Origin of the sequence: Pseudonocardia petroleophila (genome assembly GCF_014235185.1) — a bacterium.
Taxonomy (GTDB): domain Bacteria; phylum Actinomycetota; class Actinomycetes; order Mycobacteriales; family Pseudonocardiaceae; genus Pseudonocardia; species Pseudonocardia petroleophila.
The window spans coordinates 1,556,263-1,575,881 of record NZ_CP060131.1 but is presented as its reverse complement, the minus strand read 5'-3'; the positions used below and the strand labels follow the sequence as shown (position 1 = coordinate 1,575,881).

General features: G+C 75.8%; 19 protein-coding genes. 15 read left to right on the top strand and 4 right to left on the bottom strand.

The window, feature by feature from the left end:
• Positions 1-16 precede the first annotated feature (16 nt).
• Genes H6H00_RS07925 through H6H00_RS07910 form a run of 4 tightly spaced genes read right to left on the bottom strand, consistent with a single transcriptional unit; the run spans position 17 to position 2,396 of the window.
• A complete protein-coding gene (locus tag H6H00_RS07925) occupies positions 17-568 on the bottom strand; it encodes a copper resistance CopC family protein (protein WP_185720662.1) in 552 nt (183 codons plus the stop codon).
• Positions 565-1,227, bottom strand: a complete 663-nt coding sequence (locus H6H00_RS07920) for a YcnI family copper-binding membrane protein (protein ID WP_185720661.1) — start codon at positions 1,225-1,227, stop codon at positions 565-567. The genes H6H00_RS07925 and H6H00_RS07920 overlap by 4 nt, the downstream gene beginning before the upstream one ends.
• 31 nt (positions 1,228-1,258) lie before the next feature.
• Positions 1,259-1,774 (bottom strand): hypothetical protein, encoded by a 516-nt coding sequence (locus H6H00_RS07915; RefSeq protein ID WP_185720660.1) that lies wholly within the window; start codon positions 1,772-1,774, stop codon positions 1,259-1,261.
• Between the two features lie 22 nt (positions 1,775-1,796).
• Positions 1,797-2,396 (bottom strand): DUF6474 family protein, encoded by a 600-nt coding sequence (locus tag H6H00_RS07910; RefSeq protein ID WP_221775828.1) that lies wholly within the window; start codon positions 2,394-2,396, stop codon positions 1,797-1,799.
• Positions 2,397-2,409: 13 nt separating this feature from the next.
• On the opposite strand from H6H00_RS07910, the gene H6H00_RS07905 reads away from it, so the two are divergent.
• From H6H00_RS07905 to H6H00_RS07835, 15 genes are all read left to right on the top strand, one after another.
• Positions 2,410-4,065 carry a TM0106 family RecB-like putative nuclease gene (locus H6H00_RS07905; protein ID WP_255425633.1) on the top strand — a complete coding sequence of 552 codons (1,656 nt, stop codon included), beginning with the start codon at positions 2,410-2,412 and terminating at the stop codon, positions 4,063-4,065.
• A 100-nt stretch (positions 4,066-4,165) separates the two neighbouring features.
• Positions 4,166-5,944 carry a gamma-glutamyltransferase family protein gene (locus tag H6H00_RS07900; protein ID WP_379540048.1) on the top strand — a complete coding sequence of 593 codons (1,779 nt, stop codon included), beginning with the start codon at positions 4,166-4,168 and terminating at the stop codon, positions 5,942-5,944.
• An 80-nt stretch (positions 5,945-6,024) separates the two neighbouring features.
• A complete protein-coding gene (gene msrA, locus H6H00_RS07895; RefSeq protein ID WP_185720657.1) occupies positions 6,025-6,663 on the top strand; it encodes a peptide-methionine (S)-S-oxide reductase MsrA in 639 nt (212 codons plus the stop codon).
• Positions 6,664-6,734: 71 nt separating this feature from the next.
• Positions 6,735-7,322: a TetR/AcrR family transcriptional regulator gene (locus H6H00_RS07890; protein WP_185720656.1), complete on the top strand. Its 588-nt coding sequence runs from the start codon at positions 6,735-6,737 to the stop codon at positions 7,320-7,322.
• A gap of 240 nt (positions 7,323-7,562) precedes the next feature.
• Positions 7,563-8,105 (top strand): methylated-DNA--[protein]-cysteine S-methyltransferase, encoded by a 543-nt coding sequence (locus H6H00_RS07885; RefSeq protein WP_221775827.1) that lies wholly within the window; start codon positions 7,563-7,565, stop codon positions 8,103-8,105.
• Positions 8,102-9,358 carry a cytochrome P450 gene (locus H6H00_RS07880; RefSeq protein WP_185720655.1) on the top strand — a complete coding sequence of 419 codons (1,257 nt, stop codon included), beginning with the start codon at positions 8,102-8,104 and terminating at the stop codon, positions 9,356-9,358. Before H6H00_RS07885 ends, H6H00_RS07880 begins: the two co-directional genes overlap by 4 nt.
• 45 nt (positions 9,359-9,403) lie before the next feature.
• Positions 9,404-9,898: a cupin domain-containing protein gene (locus tag H6H00_RS07875; RefSeq protein ID WP_185720654.1), complete on the top strand. Its 495-nt coding sequence runs from the start codon at positions 9,404-9,406 to the stop codon at positions 9,896-9,898.
• A gap of 46 nt (positions 9,899-9,944) precedes the next feature.
• Complete coding sequence (locus tag H6H00_RS07870) at positions 9,945-10,385, top strand: hypothetical protein (RefSeq protein ID WP_185720653.1); 441 nt, start codon at positions 9,945-9,947, stop codon at positions 10,383-10,385.
• Positions 10,385-11,260, top strand: a complete 876-nt coding sequence (locus H6H00_RS07865; RefSeq protein WP_185720652.1) for an Fpg/Nei family DNA glycosylase — start codon at positions 10,385-10,387, stop codon at positions 11,258-11,260. Before H6H00_RS07870 ends, H6H00_RS07865 begins: the two co-directional genes overlap by 1 nt.
• 4 nt (positions 11,261-11,264) lie before the next feature.
• Positions 11,265-12,461, top strand: coding sequence for a sensor histidine kinase (locus H6H00_RS07860; protein ID WP_255425632.1), 1,197 nt, complete (start codon positions 11,265-11,267; stop codon positions 12,459-12,461).
• A gap of 51 nt (positions 12,462-12,512) precedes the next feature.
• Positions 12,513-13,376: a S49 family peptidase gene (locus H6H00_RS07855; RefSeq protein ID WP_185722247.1), complete on the top strand. Its 864-nt coding sequence runs from the start codon at positions 12,513-12,515 to the stop codon at positions 13,374-13,376.
• A gap of 110 nt (positions 13,377-13,486) precedes the next feature.
• A complete protein-coding gene (locus H6H00_RS07850; protein WP_185720651.1) occupies positions 13,487-14,359 on the top strand; it encodes a LytR/AlgR family response regulator transcription factor in 873 nt (290 codons plus the stop codon).
• Positions 14,360-14,388: 29 nt separating this feature from the next.
• Positions 14,389-15,921 (top strand): hypothetical protein, encoded by a 1,533-nt coding sequence (locus H6H00_RS31790; protein WP_221775826.1) that lies wholly within the window; start codon positions 14,389-14,391, stop codon positions 15,919-15,921.
• A 6-nt stretch (positions 15,922-15,927) separates the two neighbouring features.
• Positions 15,928-17,667, top strand: a complete 1,740-nt coding sequence (locus H6H00_RS07840) for a sodium/solute symporter (RefSeq protein ID WP_185720650.1) — start codon at positions 15,928-15,930, stop codon at positions 17,665-17,667.
• A gap of 94 nt (positions 17,668-17,761) precedes the next feature.
• A complete protein-coding gene (locus H6H00_RS07835; protein WP_221775825.1) occupies positions 17,762-19,519 on the top strand; it encodes a sodium/solute symporter in 1,758 nt (585 codons plus the stop codon).
• Positions 19,520-19,619: the final 100 nt, after the last annotated feature.

Genomic DNA, 19,619 nt, shown 5'->3' with positions numbered 1-19,619 from the left:
GTCGTCGGGAGCGGGGTCACGACCGGCCGAAGCGCAGGGCCGCGCCGACCCCGCCGCCGACCAGCACCACCGCACCGACGATCCAGGGCCACACGGGCGCGCCGCCCTCGTCGGCGGGCGCGGCGACGGCGGCGGGGGCCGGTGCCGCGGCCGACGCGCTCGGGGTCGCGGCGACGGGGGCGGCCGCCGCGGGGCCGTCGGTCGTCAGGGTGAAGGCGACGCTGCCCGTGACCGGGTGCCCGTCCTCGGAGATCACGCGGTAGCCGATCTCGTAGGCCCCGGCCGCCCCGAGCGGGGACACCGCGGTGCTCACGGTGCCGCCGTCGGCGGTGACCTCACCGGTCTGGTACTGCGTGCCGTCCGGACCGACGACCGTGATCGTCGAGAAGTCGGCCTGCATCGTCTCGTTGAACTCCAGCGAGACGCGGTCGGGCCCGGCGTCGAGGCTGGAGCCGTCGGCGGGGTCGCTGCCGAGCAGGCGGGTGTGGGCCGAGGCGACGCCGGTGCCGAGCAGCAGGGCGAACCCGCACAGCAGGGTCAGGGCCACGGCGCGCAGGGCGCGGGTCATCGGTGGTTCTCCTTCGCGGTGCGGCGGTTCGCCAGGACGGCCCCGCCGCCGAGACCGAGGCCCAGCGCGCCGACCAGCAGCCCGGCGCCGCCGAGCCAGCGGGCGGTGCCGTCGGTGGCGGCGGCGGTCTCCTCGCCCCCGGACCCGGCAGGCAGGAGCTCGACGGTGGGGGCGGGGCGCTCGGGCTCGGAGCCGTCGGCGTTGGGCGGCTGGTCCCACGCGACGACCTCGCCGTCGTCGTAGGTCTGCACGGTGGGCAGGACGAGCGTGTCGGTGTCGGACGGCAGCGGGCCCAGCGACAGGGCGAAGTCGGCGAACTGGCCCGGGCCGATGCGGACCCCGGCGTCGGCGGTCCAGGTGACGCCGGTGACGGTCTCGCCGCTGCGCACCAGCGCGACCGTCCAGCCCGGCATCGGGCTGGTGCGGACGGAGCGGATCGGGTGGTCGGCCGGCAGCGTGACCTGCAGCGCGACGGTGCCCGCGGTCTCGGACTCGGTGGGCACGCGCAGGCTGACGACGCCGTAGCCGCCCTGGCGGGCCTCGCCGGGCTGGGCGGTGACGTGGGCGAACGCGGGGGCCGTGCCGAGGAGCACGAGTGCGCCCGCGGACGCGAGGACGGTGACGGCGCGCAGCGCGAGCCGTCGCGGACGAGTGGACATGGGGGTCTCCGGATGTGGGGTGCGGTGGGGGTCAGCACCCCAGCGGCGGGCCCCTCCGGAGCCGGGCGGCCGCGAGCGCACCGGCCAGGCGCAGGCCCGTGGCGGGCCCGGCCGGCACCGGGGCGCGCAGCGGGCGCCGGGCGGGCGGCGGCACGAGGCGGCGGGGCAGGACCCAGGTCGCGCGCACCGCGTCGAGCGCGGACTCGGCGTGCCGCACCGCGCCGGCGACGACGAGCGTGGCGGCGCCGTGCACCACCCACATCCCGGCCGGCCCGAACAGCGCGGGGGCGGCGGCGTGGGCGGGGTGCAGCAGTTCGAGGAGGTGGTGCAGCAGGAGCTGGCCCACGGCGAGCACGCCGAGCAGCCCGACGATCCCGGCGGCGCGGTCGGCGACCGTGACGAGCGCCCCGCACAGCAGCGGCAGCAGGACGACCAGGAGGGCGAGGTCGGGAAGCGACCCGCCGGCCGCGGCGTGACCCGCGGCCGTGAGCAGGGCGCTGAGCAGCGCCAACGCGCTCCCGCGCACTCCTGCTCCGACGCCGGTCACGGCGTCGACGGTAGCCGGTGGGTCAGGCGGTCGCGACGCCCAGGTGTGTGAGGAGGTCGATCTCGACGCGGTCGAGCTCGTGCCCGATCGCCCGGTACGCGGTGCGGCGCCGCGCGGTCGGCATCTGCTCGGCCGCCCGGACCGCGACGGCGAGGTCGGCGAGCCGCGGACGCGTGTCGGTGATGAACGCCGTCGCGGCGTCGGAGGCGTGCGTCTCGGACGACTCCAGCTCGGTGAGCGCCTCCGCGACCCGCGACAGGCGCGCGTGCAGGGCGCCGCCGGGTCCGGCGTAGGCCCCGAGCTGGTCGGTGGCGACACCGAGCCGCGCCGCCCTGCGGGCGTCCCACGCCCCGCGCGCCGCACCGGCCGCGGCCAGGGCGTACGGGGCGAGCAGCGGGGCCACGGCCGTGCCCACGCCGATCATCCGCTTCGCCTGCTTGCCGGTCAGCGGCTTCTTCACCGCCCTGCCGACGTCGGTGGCCGCGTCGGTGACGGCCTTCGCCGGGTCGGTCCGTCGGGATCGTCGCCCCAGAGCCATGTGCGTCCTCCTCGACCGGTGGTGGGCGCAGCCTATGACGATCAGGTCGGCCCGGCAGGCGCGGAGGTTGTCGGGGGTCCTCATTACCCTCGTGGGTGTGACGGCGACCGCTGGTACCTCCTGCCCTCCTGCCGTCCTGCTCGACGCCGGGTCGCTCACCCGCTGCCGCCGGCGCATCCACCTCGACCACGACCCGTCGGCGGCCGATGTGCCGCGCGCCCTGCCCGACCCGTCGCTGGAGCAGCGCCGGGCCGACGCCGCGGTGCACCGCGAGCAGCTGCGGGCGCAGCTCGCCGCCGCGCTGCCGGGCCTCGTCACGGCCGGGAGCGCAGCGGCCACCGCCGCCGCCGTGGCGGAGCGGGCGCCGTACGTGTGGGGCGCGGTGCTGCCGTCCGACGGGGCGCGGCGCGGCGGGGCGGAGCTGCTGGTCCGGGTCGGGGGCGGGTACGTGCCGCTGGTCGTCGTGCGGCACCGGATCACCGATCCCGGCACCGGCGCCGTCACGTCACCGCTGCTCGCGCCGCACCCCGACCGCGCGCTGCCCGACGAGGCCCGCAAGATCCGCTCGCAGCCGCGCGACCTGCTGCGCCTGGCCCACCTGCACCGCCTGCTGCGCTCCGCGGGCTGGGCCCCGGCCGACGAGGTGCGCCACGCCCACGCCGGCGGGGTCGTCGGGCTCGACGCCGACGCCGTCGTCTGGCACGACCTGCGCGCCGGGCACTGGCCGGGCGGGCGCTCCACGCTCGCCGAGTACGACGTCCGCCTCGCCGACCGGTCCGCCGTCGCGCTCGCCGCCGTCACCGGGGCGCCCGCGCTCGCCGCGCCGTCGCGGGTCAACGAGTGCCGGCACTGCCCGTGGTGGCCCACCTGCGAGGCCGAGCTGCGCCGGACCGGCGACGTGAGCCTCGTCGTGCGGGGGGAGATGGCGGTGGCGCTGCGCGAGGTCGGCGTGCACACCGTCGACCAGCTGGCCGCGCTCGACCCCACGGCCGAGCCCCCGGTCCCGTTCCCCGCCCAGCCCTACCCCGACGTCGTCGCGCTCGCGCGGGCCTGGCGGCGCGACCTCTCCGTGGTCCGGCGGGTGCCGCGGGTGCCCGTGCTGCGCGCCGACGTCGAGGTCGACATCGACATGGAGAGCTTCGGGGAGTCCGGGGCGTACCTGTGGGGCGCCCTGCTCACCCATCCCGGCGGTGCCCGCCCCGGAGACGAGCCCGACGGCTACCGCGCGTTCGCCACCTGGGACCCGGTGCCCACCCTCGACGAGGCCCGCTCGTTCGCGGAGTTCTGGACCTGGCTCTCCGGGGTGCGGGCGCGGGCCGCCGCGTCGGGACGCACCTTCGCCGCCTACTGCTACAACGAGCAGGCCGAGAACCGCTGGCTGCTGGGCTCCGCGCAGCGCTTCGCCGGGATGCCGGGCATCCCGCCGCTCGCCGAGGTCCAGGCGTTCATCGACGACCCGTGCTGGGTCGACCTGTTCGCCGTCGTCAACGAGTGGTTCCTGTGCGCGCACGGCAAGGGCCTCAAGCGCATCGCCCCCGCCGCCGGGTTCGCCTGGCACGACGCCGAGGCGAGCGGCGAGAACTCGATGCGCTGGTACCGCGACGCCGTCGGGATGGACGGTGCCGCGCCCGACGCCGTCCAGCGCGCCCGACTGCTGGAGTACAACGCCGACGACGTCGCCGCCACCCACGCCGTGCGGCACTGGATGACGTCCCCGGCGATCGACGACGTGCCGCTGGCCGCCGATCTCTGACCCGCGGCCCGCGCGGCCGACGACCCCGTCGGCGCGCAGGTCCGGGGACCGGGGTGCGTCCGATCGTGCGGGCGCGGGCGCCGGGCGTCAGGCTGGCGCGGTGGCACCGACGAAGCACGAGCAGCGGGGGCCGGCCGGGGCCGCCTCCAGCACCCACTACCTCGGCACGTCCACGGCGATGTCCGTGCTCGCCCGGGGCGGCAACGCCTTCGACGCGGCGGTGGCGGCCGGGTTCGTGCTGCAGGTCGTCGAGCCGCACCTGTGCGGGCCGGGGGGCGAGGTGCCCGCGGTGTTCGTCACCGCGTCCGACGCCGTGCCGCGCGTGCTCTGCGGGCAGGGCGTCGCCCCGGCGGCGGCGACCGTCGAGCGCGTCCGCGACGGCTTCGGCCTCCCGATCGTGCCCGGCACGGGGCTGCTCGCGGCCACCGTCCCCGGTGCCTGGGACGGCTGGCTGACGCTGCTGCGCGACCACGGCACCTGGAGCCTCGCCGACGCGCTCGCCCCGGCGCTGGCGTACGCGGCGGGCGGGTTCCCGCTGGTCCCGCGCATCCCGCCGACGATCGCGACGGTGGCCGACCACTTCCGCGCGCACTGGCCGTCGTCGGCGCGGACCTGGCTGCCCGACGGCTCCGTGCCGCGGTCGGTGCACCGGCTGCCCGCGCTGGCCGCCACCTGGCAGCGGCTGCTCGACGCCGCCACTGGCCCGTCCCGCGAGGCGCGGATCGACGCCGCCCGCGACGCCTGGTACCGCGGCTTCGTCGCCGAGGAGATCGCCGCGTTCTGCGCCGTCCCGGTCCGCGACGAGACCGGCCGCGACCACCCCGGTCTCCTCGTCGCCGACGACCTCGCCCGCTGGTCGGCGACCTACGAGGACGCGCTCACCGTCGACGTCGGCGGGGGCTGGACGGTGGCCAAGCCCGGCGGCTGGTCGCAGGGCCCGGTGCTCCCGCAGATGCTGCAGCTGCTGCGCGACGACGTCCGCTACGCCGACGGCGTCGCCACCGCCGACACCGTGCACCGCGCCGCGGAGGCCGCGAAGCTCGCCTTCGCCGACCGCGAGGCCTGGTACGGCGACAGCGCCCCCGTCCCCCTCGACGCGCTGGTGTCCCGCGCCTACGCCGACGGGCGCCGGGCCCTGATCGGCGCCGAGGCGTCGCGCGAGCTGCGCCCGGGCGCACCGGACGGCCGTGCCCCGCGGCTCGGCGAGTACGCGCGGCGGCCCGGGATGCGGCGCAGCGACGGCACCGGCGGGCCGGGCGTCGGCGAACCGACCGTCAGCCGCAGCGGCGCGGTCCGCGGCGACACCGTGCACGTCGACGTCGTCGACGCCGCGGGCAACATGGTCTCCGCGACGCCGTCGGGCGGCTGGCTGCAGTCCTCCCCGACGATCCCCGCGCTCGGCTTCTGCCTCGGCACGCGCGCGCAGATGTTCTGGCTGGAGGAGGGGCTGCCGTCGTCGCTGGTCCCGGGGCGGCGCCCGCGCACGACGCTGTCGCCGTCGCTGGGGCTGCACGATGGCGAGCCGCGGATCGCCTTCGGCACCCCCGGCGGCGACCAGCAGGACCAGTGGCAGCTGTGCTTCTGGCTGGCCCACACCGTCGGCGGGCTGGACCTGCAGGCCGCGATCGACGCCCCGGCCTGGCACTCCACGGCGTTCCCCGGCTCGTTCGCCCCGCGCGGATGGGAGCCCGCGGGCCTGGTCGTCGAGTCGCGGCTGGGTGCGGCGACGCTGGAGGACCTGCGCCGCCGCGGGCACGAGGTCGTCGACGCGGGGGAGTGGGCGCTGGGCCGGATGTGCGCGGTGGGCCGGGGCGGGGGACCGCTGCTGCGCGCCGCCGCCGACACCCGCAGCGGGGTCGGCGCCGCCGCGGCCCTCTGACCGCGGCCCTCTGACCGCGGCCCTCTGACCGCCGCCTTCCGGTCGGCGTCGCGGGCCCGGGACGTGCGTAGCCTGGCCCGATGGGTCTGTTCGGACGTCGGAGGATGGTCACCGCCGACCGCGCACTGCCGGGACGGTCGACGCCGCTGCCCGTGGCGGACCGCCACGTCGTGACCGGCCGGCGCATCGCTCCGCCCTTCCCGGACGGCCTCGCGACGGCGGTGTTCGGGATGGGCTGCTTCTGGGGGGCCGAGCGGCTGTTCTGGCGGACGCCGGGCGTCTGGTCCACCGCGGTCGGCTACGCGGGCGGGTTCACCGAGAACCCGACGTACGGCGAGACGTGCTCCGGCCGCACCGGGCACGCCGAGGTGGTGCTGGTCGTGTTCGACCCGACCCGGATCGGCTACGCCGACCTCCTGCAGATCTTCTGGGAGGGGCACGACCCGACCCAGGGCATGCGCCAGGGCAACGACCGCGGCACCCAGTACCGGTCGGCGATCTACACCGCCGACGACGACCAGCGCCTCCTCGCCGAGGCCTCCGCCGCGGCGTACGGCGCTGCGCTGGCCGCCGCCCGCCGTGGCGCCGTCACCACGGAGATCGCCCCGCTCGGCACGTTCTTCCACGCCGAGGAGGAGCACCAGCAGTACCTCGCGAAGGTGCCGGGCGGCTACTGCGGGCTCGGCGGCACCGGAGTCTCCTGCCCTGCACTGACATGATCATGTGTAGAAGCATGATGTAACCTGGTTATGGAACGTCATTACACATCGTTCGTGCAGTGAGGAGCTCCGTGCCCATCGGGACACGCTCGGCCCGGGCCGAGGCCACCCGCACCCGGATCGTCGACGCGGCGGCACCGCTGTTCGTCGAGCGCGGTTACCTCGACACCACCATGTCCGCGGTGGCGACGGCGGCCGGCGTGGCCGTGCAGACGCTCTACCTGTCCTTCGGCAGCAAGGCCGCGGTACTGGAGGCCGTCCTCGACGCGGATCGCGAGGATCACCGGTCCGGGTGGGACCCGGGGGCGGCGGGCGACGGCCCGGCCGTCCTGACCGCCTACGTCGACGCCGCCACGGCCGAGGTCGCCCGCCGGCACCCCCTCGACGCCGTCCTGCGCGCCGCGGCGGCCGATCCCGACCCCGCCGAGCTCCTCGACCGCGCCCGCCGCGCGGAGCTGGCCGCCCACGCGCGCGTCGTCGACGAGCTGGCCGACCGGCCCGGCTTCACGACCCGGGTCTCCCTGCAGCGGGCCACCGAGATGCTCGACGCCCTGCTGTCGCCCGAGGTCTACGGGCGGCTCGTCGTCGGCCACGGCTGGACGGTCCCGGACTGGGCCGACTGGGCCACCCGCCACCTGCTGGCCGACCTGTTCCCCTGAGCCCGCCGCGTCCGCACCACCCGTCCCGGTCCCGCCCGGGCCGCGGACCTGCGACGCCCCGCCCCGCGTGCGGCAGCGGACCCGCCGGGAGCCGTCGGCGGCACACTCGCCGGGGAGCGACGGCAAACTCGCCGCGCGTCGTCGGCAAACTCGCCGGGGAGCGACGGCAAACTCGCCGGGGAGCGACGGCGGACTCGCCGGGGGGCGTCGGCGGACCCGCCGGTGGGGGAGACTCGGGGCATGAGTGCGCACACCGACGTGCCTCCCGCGGCCCACCTCGCCGTCTCCGTGCTGCCCGCCCCCGGCCCGATGGGGGCGCTCACCCTCGGGGTCACCGCGGCGGGCCTCGCGCTCGTGGTGTTCGGCGACGACCGCGCCGCCGCCGCGCGGGCGGCCGACCGGCTCGGGGCACGGGTCGTCGACTCCGCCGACACCGAGGCGCACACCCAGGTCGCGGAGTACCTGGCGGGCGCGCGCCGCGCGTTCACGACGCCGCTCGACTGGAGCCTCGCCTCCGGCCTGCAGCGCCGGGTGCTGGGGTCGCTGTTCGCCACCGTGCCGTTCGGGGCCACCGTCACCTACGGGCAGCTGGCAACCCGCAGCGGGCTCGGGAACCCGCGCGGCGTCGGCTCGGTCATGGGCTCCAACCCGATCCCGGTCGTCGTGCCGTGCCACCGGGTGCTGGGGGCCGACGGGCTGGGCGGGTTCGGCGGGGGCCGCGCCACCAAGGAGTGGCTGCTCGCCCTGGAGGGCGTCCTCCCGTCCGCGCTGGAGTTCACGTGAGCATCGACGTCTTCGACCCCCGCGTCTTCGCCCGCGGCGTCCCGCACGACGACCTGCGCACGCTCCGCGACACCGACCCCGTGAGCTGGCAGGACGAGCACGAGGTCGGCATCTGGCCGGCCGGTCCGGGGTTCTGGGCCGTCACCCGCTACGACGACGTCCGCCACGTCCTGCGCACCCCGCAGGACTTCTCCTCGTCGCTGGGCGCCACGCAGATCCGCGACCCCGACCCCGCCGACCTGCCGTTCATCCGGCGGATGGTCCTCAACATGGACCCGCCCGAGCAGGTGCGGCTGCGCACGCTCGTCACCGGCGCGTTCACCCGCCGGCGCCTGGAGCGCTTCGCCGACGGGATCCGGGAGCGGGCGCGGGCCCTGCTCGACGCGGCGGGCGACCGCCTCGACCTCACCCGCGACGTCACCGACGACCTGCCGCTGCAGAACCTGTCCGACCTCCTCGGCGTCCCGCCCGCCGACCGGCCGCTGCTCAAGGAGTGGACCGACCGCGTCATCGGCTACCAGGACCCCGAGCACGCCGTGGTCGTCACCGACGCCGACGGGCGGCCGGTCAACCCGCGCTCGCCCGCGCAGCTGGCCGACATGTTCGCCTACGCCGGGTCGCTGGCCGCGCATAAGCGGAGGCACCCCGCCGACGACGTCATGACGGCGCTCGTGCAGGCCGAGGTCGACGGCGAGCGCCTCACCGACGCCGAGCTGCACATGTTCTTCTTCCTGCTGGTGATCGCGGGCAACGACACCGTCCGCAGCGCGCTGCCCGGCGGCGTCCTGACGCTGCTGCGCCACCCCGACGCGTACGCCCGCCTGCGCGCCGACCCGTCCGGGCTGCCCGCGGCGATCGAGGAGATGCTGCGGGTCCACCCGCCCGTGCTGACGTTCCGCCGGACCGCCACCCGCGACCTCGTGCTCGCCGGACGGGAGATCGCGGCGGGGGACAAGGTCGTCGTCTACCACTGCTCCGCCCACGCCGACGAGCGCCGCTTCCCCGACCCGCTGCGCTTCGACCCCGCCCGCACGCCCAACGAGCACCTCGCCTTCGGCCAGGGGCCGCACCTGTGCCTGGGCGCGGCGTTCGCGCGGCTGCAGATGCGCGCCTTCTTCACCGAGTTCCTCGCCCGGCCCCCGGTCGAGCTCGACGGAGAGCCGCGCCGCCTCACGTCCAACTTCATCAACGGCCTGACCCGCCTCCCGCTCCGCGTCACCCGGCCCGGGGAGGACCGGACGAGGGGCGGATGATCCTTCCCGCTACCGTGGGTGGCCGAACGACCGCGGGAGGTTCGCGTGCGCAGGACGGTCCGGATGGTGGCGGTCCTCGGGCTCGTCGTGGCACTGGCCGGGTGCGCGGAGCCGGGGCAGCTCGGCGACCCGGTCGAGAAGACCCCGACCGACGCCCCGCCGGTGGGCGACGGCTCCGCCCCGCGGCTGCCGCAGCTGCTCGGCAGCGGCCTCGTCGAGGACCCGCTGGAGATCCGGACGCCGGGGCCCGCCGTCTACTCCGTGCGCACCGCGAGCATCCCGCCGGGCGTCTCGATCGGGTGGCACCGCCATCCCGGCACCGAGACGACGATCGTCACCGCCGGCGCGGTCACGCTGCAGGCCGGCGACGACTGCGAGCCCGTCACCCACGACGCGGGTGACGCCCTGTTCGTCCCCGACGCCGTGCCGCACACGCTGCGCAACGACGGTGACGTCACCGCCGAGCTGGTCGTGGCCTACCTGCTCGCCCCGGGCGCCCCCGACCAGCTCAGCGCCCCTGCGGCGTGCCCCGCCGCCTGACGAACGCTCCCGCCCGCGGGGGCTCCGGTGTGGGACAGTTGACGGTGTGGGAACGAAGACGGTCGCCGGCGTCGACGGACGCACCTGGCAGGTGCGCCGCAACATCGAGTGGTCCGTGCCCGCCACGGGCGACGACTTCGAGCACGACGTCGACGGCGGCCGCGGCGCCGCGGTCCTCATCCTGTCCGCGCTGTTCCTGTTCTGGGTGATCCTCATCGTCTGGACGCCGTCGCTGGTGCACATCCCGTGGTTCCTGATCCTGCTGGCCGGGGCCGTGGTGCTGTTCTTCCCGATCCGCTGGTGGCTGCGCAGGCCGTGGACGGTCGTCGCCGAGACGGCGGGCAGCTACGACCAGCCCGCGGAGCGCTGGACGGGTCTGGTCCGCGGCGGGGCGAAGGCCCGTGAGGAGCTGCGGATCGTCGTCCGGCGGCTGCGCACGCAGGGCACGCCCGGCCACGCCGACAGTCCGCTGCAACCGGTGAACTGATGCCCGAGCTCCCCGAGGTCGAGGCGCTGGCCCACCACCTTCGCGAGCACGCGATCTACCGGCCCGTCGCGCGCGTCGACGTCGCGTCGATGAGCGCGGTCAAGACCTTCGACCCGCCGGTCACGGCGCTGGCCGACCGGGTGGTCACCGGGGCCGCCCGGTACGGGAAGTTCCTGGCCGTCGAGTTCCTCGACCGGCCGGACGACCCGCTGCACCTGATCACGCACCTGTCCCGGGCCGGGTGGCTGCGCTGGCACGACACCGCGACGCTCACCCCGCCCAAGCCCGGCCGCGGGCCGCTGGAGCTGCGGGTGCACCTCGACCACGTCGGCGGGCCGGGTTTCGACCTCACCGAGGCCGGCACCCAGAAGCGCCTCGCCGTCTACCTCGTGCCCGACCCGCAGCGGGTCCCCGGCATCGCCCGGCTCGGCCCCGACGCGCTGGCGCTGTCCCGCGACGAGTTCGGCGCGCTGCTCTCCGGGCGCGGCGAGCGGATCAAGACGCTGCTCGTGGAGCAGACGGTGCTCGCGGGCGTCGGCAACGCCTACAGCGACGAGATCCTGCACACCGCGAGGATCTCGCCGTACGCGTCGTCGGGCCGGCTGTCCGCCGAGCAGGTCGACGCGCTGTACGAGGCGCTGCGCTCGGTGCTCACCGACGCCGTCGACCGGTCGGTGGGGCAGAAGGCGGCCGAGCTGAAGGGCGAGAAGCGCTCCGGCCTGCGGGTCCACGCCCGCACCGGCCTGCCGTGCCCCGTCTGCGGTGACACCGTCCGAGAGGTGTCCTTCGCGACGAAGTCGTTCCAGTACTGTCCGGGATGTCAGACCGGCGGCAAGCCGCTGGCGGATCGTCGACTGTCCCGGCTGGTGAGGTAGAGGCGTGGAAGCGTTGTCCCCGGCCCTCCTCGTGCTGGCCGGCCTGCTGGTCATCAGCGTGGCCGCCGCCGTCTTCTACTTCCTCCGCAACAAGCGCAACACCTTCGCCAACCCGCTGGAGAAGGCGACGTTCGGCACGCTGCACACGGTCGCGCTCGCCGCGCCCGCCCTGCGCGAGGGCCTGTCGCCGCAGTCGGCCCGCTTCGCGCTGCCCTACCTGCGCACGCTGCTGGAGACCTGCGCGCTGGCGATGACCGACAGCCGCGGCGCCACACTGGCCTGGGACGGCGACTCCGACCAGCACCAGCCCGACGTGCGGATCCTCGCCGAGAAGGTGGTGGCCACCGGTCGGCAGGAGGTCATGTCGCACACGTCGATCTCGTGCGACCACCCCGGCTGTGAGGTGCGCGGCGTCGTCGTCGTTCCGCTGGAGACCGACGGCAACATCGTCGGCACGCTCGCCGCCCTCACCACCTCGACGGCCGGTCCGGTGCTGCTGCGGGCCACCGCGGAGGTCGCGCGCTACGTCTCCAGCCAGCTCGAGCTCGCCGAGCTCGACGAGTCGCGCCGCCGCCTGGACCGCGCCGAGGTCCGCGCCCTGCGCGCCCAGATCTCGCCGCACTTCATCTACAACGCGCTGACGACGATCGCCTCGTTCATCCGCACCGACCCGGTGCGGGCGCGCGAGCTGCTGCTGTCCTTCGCCGACTTCACCCGCTACTCCTTCCGCACGGCGGGGGAGTACACGACGCTGAAGGAGGAGCTGACCAACATCGAGCGCTACATCGAGCTCGAGAAGGCCCGCTTCTCCGACCGGCTCAACATCAAGCTGCAGATCGCGCCCGAGGTGCTCGGCGTCGTGCTGCCGTTCCTCGCGCTGCAGCCGCTGGTGGAGAACGCGGTGCGGCACGGGCTCGCGGGCAAGCCCAGCGGCGGCACGATCACCCTCACCGCGGAGAACGCCGGGTCCGAGTGCGTGATCATCGTCGAGGACAACGGCGTGGGCATGGACCCCGCGCGGCTCACCGAGGACCTCGACGACGCGCACCTCTCCGGCGCCCACGTCGGACTGGGCAACGTCGACGACCGGATGCGCTCGGCGTTCGGCGACGACTTCGGCCTGGTCGTCGAGACCAACATCGGCGAGGGCATGAAGATCACGCTGCGGGTGCCCAAGTTCCGGGCCAACGTCCGCGTCTGACGGCCCCGACCCGGCCCGCGGCGCGCGCGTAGCGTGGCCGGCATGGACGTGCTGCGCTTCCCCGACGCCCTGACCTCCCGGCTCCCCGGAGCACGCTCCGACAAGCCCGTCGTGCCGCTGGTCCGGCTGCACGGCGTCATCACGCCGACGGCCGGGCCCGTGCCCCGGGCGGTGATCAACGCGCAGACCGTCGAGAAGACCCTGGACCGGGCGTTCGGCCACGACCGGCTGGCCGCGGTGGCCCTGCTGATCAACTCCCCGGGCGGCTCGCCGACCCAGTCCGCGCTGGTCGCCGACGCGATCCGGCGCCACGCCGACGACAAGGGCGTGCCGGTGCTGGCGTTCTGCGAGGACGTCGCCGCGTCCGGCGGGTACTGGCTGGCGTGCGCCGCCGACGAGATCCACGCGCACCCCACCTCGCTGGTCGGCTCGATCGGGGTGGTCAGCCAGGGCTTCGGCCTCGACGGCCTGATCGAGCGGTACGGGGTGCGGCGCAGGCTCTACACCGCGGGGGAGTCCAAGGCGCGGCTCGACCCGTTCCTGCCGGAGAAGCCCGAGGACGTCGTCTGGCTGCGCGACCTGCAGGACCAGCTGCACACCATGTTCCGCGACTGGGTGACCTCCCGCCGCGGCGACCGCCTCGCCGCGGACGCCGACCTGTTCACCGGCGAGGTCTGGACCGGCGCGCGGGCGGTCGAGCTGGGCCTGGCCGACGGGCTGGGCACCGCCCGCTCGGTGCTCGCCGAGCGGTACCCCGACGCCGAGCTGGTGACCGTCGACGCGCGCAAGCCGCTGCTCGCCCGGTTGGGGCTGGGCGGCCCGGCCGCGGGCGGCACCCCGTTCGGTGCGGACGGCCTGCTCGGGATGGTGCAGGCGGCCGAGATCCGCTCGGCGTGGGCACGGTACGGTTTGTAGCGGCGTGTGATCGAACGAACCCGAATGGTGCGTGCCCCTGGCACTCACACGGATTGGCCGTCACCATGGTTGGCGGCACCCGTGATCGTCGCGGGCAGGATGAGGAGATCGTGGACAGCAACGACAGCTCCGGTGGCCTGGTCGTCCTCGCCGTGGACGACGAGGAGCCGGCACTCGAGGAACTCGCGTACCTGCTGGGCGAGGACCCCCGTGTCGGGCTCGTGCTCAAGGCGTCCGACGCCACGGACGCCCTGCGGATCCTGAACAGCCGCCAGGGTGTGCGCGAGGCCGCCACGGCCGGTCAGGGCCCGCGCGGGTCGATGAACCAGGCCACGGGCACGCGCGTCGCCGAGCGCACCGACGTCGAGGTCGTGTTCCTCGACATCCGGATGCCGGGCCTCGACGGGCTCGAGCTCGCCCGCGTGTTCTCCTCGATGGCCGTGCCGCCGTCGGTGGTCTTCGTGACCGCCCACGACGACCGCGCCGTCGACGCCTACGAGGTCGGCGCCGTCGACTACCTGCTCAAGCCGCTGCGCTCCGAGCGCCTCTCGGCGTCGATCGACCGGATCCTGGCCAGCCGCACCGCGGCGATGGCCGAGCCGGTGCAGCAGGAGAACGGCGAGGACGAGGTCATCCCCGTCGAGCTCGCGGGCACCACCAAGCTCGTTCCCCGTTCGGCCGTGCGCTACGTCGAGGCCCAGGGCGACTACGCCCGGCTGCACACCCACGAGGGCAGCCACCTCGTCCGCATCCCGCTCTCGGTGCTGGAGGACCGCTGGCGCGATGCCGGCTTCGTCCGCATCCACCGCTCGTTCCTGGTGTCGCTGCCGCTGGTCACCGAGCTGCGGCTGTCCGGATCGGGCTACGTCGTGCGCGTCGGCACCGGGCCCGACTGCGCCGAGCTGCCCGTGAGCCGCCGCCACACCCGCGAGCTCAAGGACCGGCTGGTGCGCGCCACGAAGCAGGCGTGGAGCCAGCGATGACCGCCGACGGCGCGTAGCGAGGGTCTGCTGTGAGCACCTTCATCGACGGCGCACCGCCGTCGGTGACTCCTGGGCCGGACGACGGCGAGCCCGCCGCCGACGGCCCCGGCGACACCGGTCCCGCCTGGCTGCAGGAGGAGATCCGGCGCCGGATGGCCGAGCGCCGCTCCGGGGCCGGTGGCCGGCACGCCCGCCGCGACCCCGCGGGCGAGCCGCCCGGCGGCGTCGGGCACGTCCCCCGGCACTCCGTCGCCACGCCCGGGCCCGGTGCGCCCGCCCCCAGCCCGATCGGCGGACCCTCCCTGCCCCCCTCCGGTGCACCCGTGCGCAGGCGGCGCCCGGCCGACCCCGGCGAGAGCTGGTCCGGTCCCGGGACCGACGACGAGGCCACGCCGGGCGGACGGCGGATCCCGCGCGCCTACCGGCCCGGGGCCCGGGGCGTCCCCAGCGACGCCCCGGCCACGTTCGGCGGCCCCGCGTTCGCCGACGGCGCCACGCGGCGACCCCCGTCCGACGAGTTCGGCGGCCCCGAGTTCGCGGCCGCGCAGGGCGACCTCGACGACCGCGACGACGCCCCGGTCTCCACCGTCGTCGCGCTCGGGCCCGGGGCGGTGGGCGCCCGCGAGGTCCCCCCGCCCGCCGACCCCACCGGCCCCGACGCCGACCTCCCCGCCCCCGACCTCCCCGGCCCCGACCTCCCCGGCCCCGACCTCCCCGGCCTCGACGGGACCCCCCTCGACCGGACCGCACTCGGCGAGCCCGCTCCCGACGGGGCCACCCCCGTCGACGCCCGGGGCCCGGACGCCCCCGCCCGCCCGCAGGCCGGCTCCGACGTCCTGCCCCCGCGCGCCCCGGCCCGGCTCCTCGCCGCCCCCGGCGCGCCCGTGGCCCCCGTGCCCGCTGCGGCGCTCCCGACCACCGCGATGCCCACCACCGCGCTGCCCCGCACCGGCGCCCCGGACCCCTGGTCGTCCACCCCGCGCGTCCTCGAACTCGTCGACCGGCTCGACCTCACCGGCCCGCTGACGCCGGTCGACGACGACGCGCCCGGCGGCGTCGAGGACGGCGACGACACGGTCCTGTGGAGCGCCCACATGCCCCCGGTGGCCCCGGACGGCACCGCGCTGGCGACCCCCGCCCTCCCGGTCGACCTGCCCGCGCCGCGGCCCGCCGACCCGGACGAGACCGTCGCCGACTCCGGGATCCCGGTGCGCCGGGTCAAGGTGATCCTGTCCGAGCGGCGCAACCAGGCCCACCCGGTGCGCACGGTCGTCGACATCCAGGAGGGCGGCGCCGTCGGGGAGCTGCTGCGCAGCAACCTGATCGGCTCCCAGCTCACCGTCGCGCTGCGGTTCGCCCTGCTCGCGGCGCTGACGCTGGGCCTGCTGCCGCTGGCGTTCGCGCTGTTCCCCGAGATCGGGCGCACCGAGGTCCTCGGCCTGCGGCTGCCCTGGCTGCTGCTCGGCGTGCTGGTGTACCCGTTCCTGCTCGGCCTGGGCTGGTGGCACACCCGCACCGCCGAGCGCGTGGAGCAGAACTTCGCCGACCACGTCCAGGACTAGGCGCCCGTGAGCCCGGCCGCGCAGTACGCGCTCGTCGCGATCGCGCTGGTCGGGGTCGTCTCGGCGATCATCGGCTCGTACGGGGTGCGGGTCGCGCGCAGCACGTCGGACTTCCTGGTCGCCTCGCGCACCGTCGGCCCGGTCGCCAACGCGAGCGCGATCTCCGGGGAGTACCTGTCGGCGGCGTCGTTCCTGGGCATCGCCGGGCTGATCCTGCGCGAGGGGGCCGACGCGCTCTGGTACCCGGTGGCGTTCGTCGCGGGCTACCTGGCCCTGGTGCTGTTCGTGGCCGCACCGCTGCGCCGGTCGGGGGCGTACACCGTGCCCGACTTCGCCGAGGTCCGGCTCGCCTCGCCGCTGCTGCGCCGCGTGTGCACGGTGTTCGTGCTGGTCATCGGCTGGCTCTACCTGCTGCCCCAGCTGCAGGGGGCGGGCCTCGCCCTCACCACCCTCACCGCGCTGCCCTCCTGGACCGGCGTCGCCGCCGCGGGGGTGGTGGTGCTCGCGACGGTCGTGGGCGGCGGGATGCGGTCGATCACGTTCGTGCAGGCGTTCCAGTACTGGCTCAAGCTCACCGCGCTGCTGGTCCCCGCCGTCGTGGTGCTCGGCATCTTCCTCGACGACACCCACACCTTCGACCGCCCGTCCGCGCCCACCTTCCCGGCGGAGACGACCGTCGCGATCCGGACCGACGTCGTGCTGCAGGTCGTCGACCCGGTCCGGGTCGGTGCCGCGGGCCAGGTCGACGGCGCGACGGTCGACGGCCCGCTGGACTGGGGTCCCGGCCCGCACGAGGTGCTCGCGGGGAGCAGGCTGGTCTTCCCCGCCGACGCCCCGGTGCCGACGGTGCTGGGCACGCCGGCCACCGACCGGGAGTGGCTCGAACCGATGTCGGGCGACCGGCCCGACCAGCTGCTGGAGATCTACTCGATCCTCATCGCCGGTTTCCTCGGCACGATGGGCCTGCCGCACGTGCTCGTGCGCTTCTACACCAACCCCGACGGCCGGGCGGCCCGCCGCACCACCGTGATCGTGCTGGCGATGATCGGCGGCTTCTACGTGCTGGTCACGCTCGTCGGCGCGCTGTCGCGGCTCTACACGCCGCAGCTGCTGGTCAGCGGGCAGACCGACGCCGCGGTGCTGCTCGTCCCGGTGGCGGCGCTCGGGCCGGGCCTGCTCGGCTGGCTGCTCGGCGCGCTCGTCGCCGCGGGGGCGGCCGCCGCGTTCCTGTCGACGTCGTCCGGGCTCGTGGTGAGCCTGGCCGGCGTGCTGTTCACCGACGTGCTCACCGGGCGCTGGCGCGACTTCCGGCTGGCCGCGGTGCTGTCGACGGTCGTGCCGCTGGCGCTCGCGCTGTCGGTCACGCGGCTGGACTTCTCGCTCACCGTGCCGCTGGTGTTCGCCGTGGCCGCCTCGACGTTCTGCCCGCTGCTGGTGCTCGGCATCTGGTGGCGCGGGCTCACCGCGCGCGGAGCCGTCGCCGGGGTGCTGGTCGGCGGCGGGCTGTCCGGGGCGGGCACCGCCGTGAGCATGTTCGCGGTCCTGCCCCCCGGCTGGGTCGGGGTGCTGCTCAACCGCCCGGCCGCGGTCACCGTGCCCGCCGCGTTCCTGACGATGGTGCTCGTCAGCCGCCTCACCCGCGACGAGGTGCCGGCCGACGTCGACCGCGCGCTGCTGCGCCTGCACGCCCCCGAGCGGCTCGGCCTGAGCCACGACCGGCTCGACGACGACCCCGACCCGGCGTGACGCCCCCGTCCGGGGGGCGGGTGGTGACCGAACGTGGGTCCACTTGCCATAGTGACGGCATGTCATCCGCCGCGTCACCTGTCCGGGTGACGGAGTGAGCACGGCCGCACTGGTCGCACTGGGCGCGATGGTGCTCGTCGCCGTCGTCACGGCGGTGATCGGCGCGCTCGGCGTGCGGGTCGCGCGCAGCACCTCGGACTTCCTCGTGGCCTCGCGCACCGTCGGCCCCACGGCCAACGCCGGGGCGATCTCGGGGGAGTACCTCTCGGCCGCGTCGTTCCTGGGCGTCGCCGGGCTGATCCTGCGCGACGGCGTCGACGCGCTCTGGTACCCGATCGGGTTCACCGCGGGCTACCTCGCGCTGGTGCTGTTCGTGGCCGCACCGCTGCGGCGGTCCGGGGCGTACACGGTGCCCGACTTCGCCGAGGCCCGGCTGGCGTCCCCGCTGCTGCGCCGGGTCTGCACCGGCCTGGTGCTGCTCATCGGCTGGCTCTACGTGCTGCCGCAGCTGCAGGGCGCCGGGCTGACGGTCACGATCGTCACCGGCGGGGTGCTGCCGTCGTGGGTGGGGGTGCTCGCGGCGGGGATCGTCGTCGTCGCCACCGTCGTGCTCGGCGGGATGCGGTCGATCACGTTCGTGCAGGCGTTCCAGTACTGGCTCAAGCTCACCGCGGTCGCGCTGCCGGCGATCGTCGCGGTCGTCTACTTCCTCGGCGACGCGCGGGAGTTCGACCGCCCGGCGCCGCCGCAGTTCGCCTCCGCCACCACCGTCGACATCCGCACCGACGTCCTGCTCGACGTGCGGGTGCCCACCGAGCTCGTCGCCACCGGCCGGATCGACGGCATCGACGTCCGCGACGCGGGCCTGCGCTGGGAGCCGGGCCTGCACGCGGCGGACGAGGGGGCGCAGCTCGGGTTCGCCGCGGGGGCGACGGTCCCCGTCGTCGCGGGCACCCCGGCCGACGACGCCGAGTGGATCACCCCGTTCCCCGAGGGCAGGCAGAACGGCCTGCTGGCGATCTACTCGCTGATCATCGCCACGTTCCTGGGCACGATGGGCCTGCCGCACGTGCTCGTGCGCTTCTACACCAACCCCGACGGGCGCACGGCCCGCCGCAGCGCCGTCGCGGTGCTCGCGCTGCTCGGCGGCTTCTACATCACGGTCACGGTGCTCGGTGCGCTCTCGCGGCTCTACACGCCGCAGCTGCTGGTCAGCGGCGAGACCGACGCCGCGGTGCTGCTGCTGCCCACCGCGGTGCTGGGCACCGGCTGGGCCGGGATCGCGATCGGGGCGCTGGTCGCGGCGGGGGCGTGGGCCGCGTTCCTGTCGACGTCGTCGGGGCTGATCGTCAGCGTCGCCGGGGTGCTGTCCACGGACGTGTTCCACCGCAGGCGCGTGCGCGACTTCCGGTTCGCGGCCGTGCTCGCCGGGGCCGTGCCGCTCGCGCTCGCGCTGGGGGTGCAGCGCCTCGACTTCTCCGAGGCCGTCGTGCTCGTGTTCGCCGTGGCCGCCTCGACGTTCTGCCCGCTGCTCGTCCTCGGCATCTGGTGGCGGGGGCTGACCGACCGCGGGGCGGTGGCCGGGCTGCTGGTGGGCGGCGTGCTCTCGGCGGGGGCGGTGGCCGTCAGCCTCGCGGGTCTCGGCGGCCCGGGCGTGTTCGGCGTGCTGCTCTACCGCCCGGCGATCGTCAGCGTGCCCGCGGCGTTCGCGACGATGGTGGTGGTCAGCCTGCTCACGCGCGACCGCCGGCCGACCGACGTCGACCAGATCCTGCTGCGGCTGCACGCCCCGGAGCGTCTCGGCCTCACCCGCGACCGCCTGGCGGACGAGGACAACCGCACAGTGCGTTAGGTCTTGCCCGCTCTGTGTACCCGTTGGAGTATTCCGGCGTTCCCGTGTGGATGGCTCCCTCGTTCGACTGGGTAGTGGGCCCCGCACGGGCGGAGCCAGG

What these genes read in the sequence shown, in the direction of transcription:
- msrA (WP_185720657.1), top strand. Translation starts at nt 6,025, where the DNA reads ATGGGTCTGTTCGGACGTCGGAGGATGGTCACCGCCGACCGCGCACTG.
- H6H00_RS07865 (WP_185720652.1), top strand. Translation starts at nt 10,385, where the DNA reads ATGCCCGAGCTCCCCGAGGTCGAGGCGCTGGCCCACCACCTTCGCGAG.
- H6H00_RS07925 (WP_185720662.1), bottom strand. Translation starts at nt 568, where the DNA reads ATGACCCGCGCCCTGCGCGCCGTGGCCCTGACCCTGCTGTGCGGGTTC.
- H6H00_RS07920 (WP_185720661.1), bottom strand. Translation starts at nt 1,227, where the DNA reads ATGTCCACTCGTCCGCGACGGCTCGCGCTGCGCGCCGTCACCGTCCTC.
- H6H00_RS07910 (WP_221775828.1), bottom strand. Translation starts at nt 2,396, where the DNA reads ATGAGGACCCCCGACAACCTCCGCGCCTGCCGGGCCGACCTGATCGTC.
- H6H00_RS07885 (WP_221775827.1), top strand. Translation starts at nt 7,563, where the DNA reads ATGAGTGCGCACACCGACGTGCCTCCCGCGGCCCACCTCGCCGTCTCC.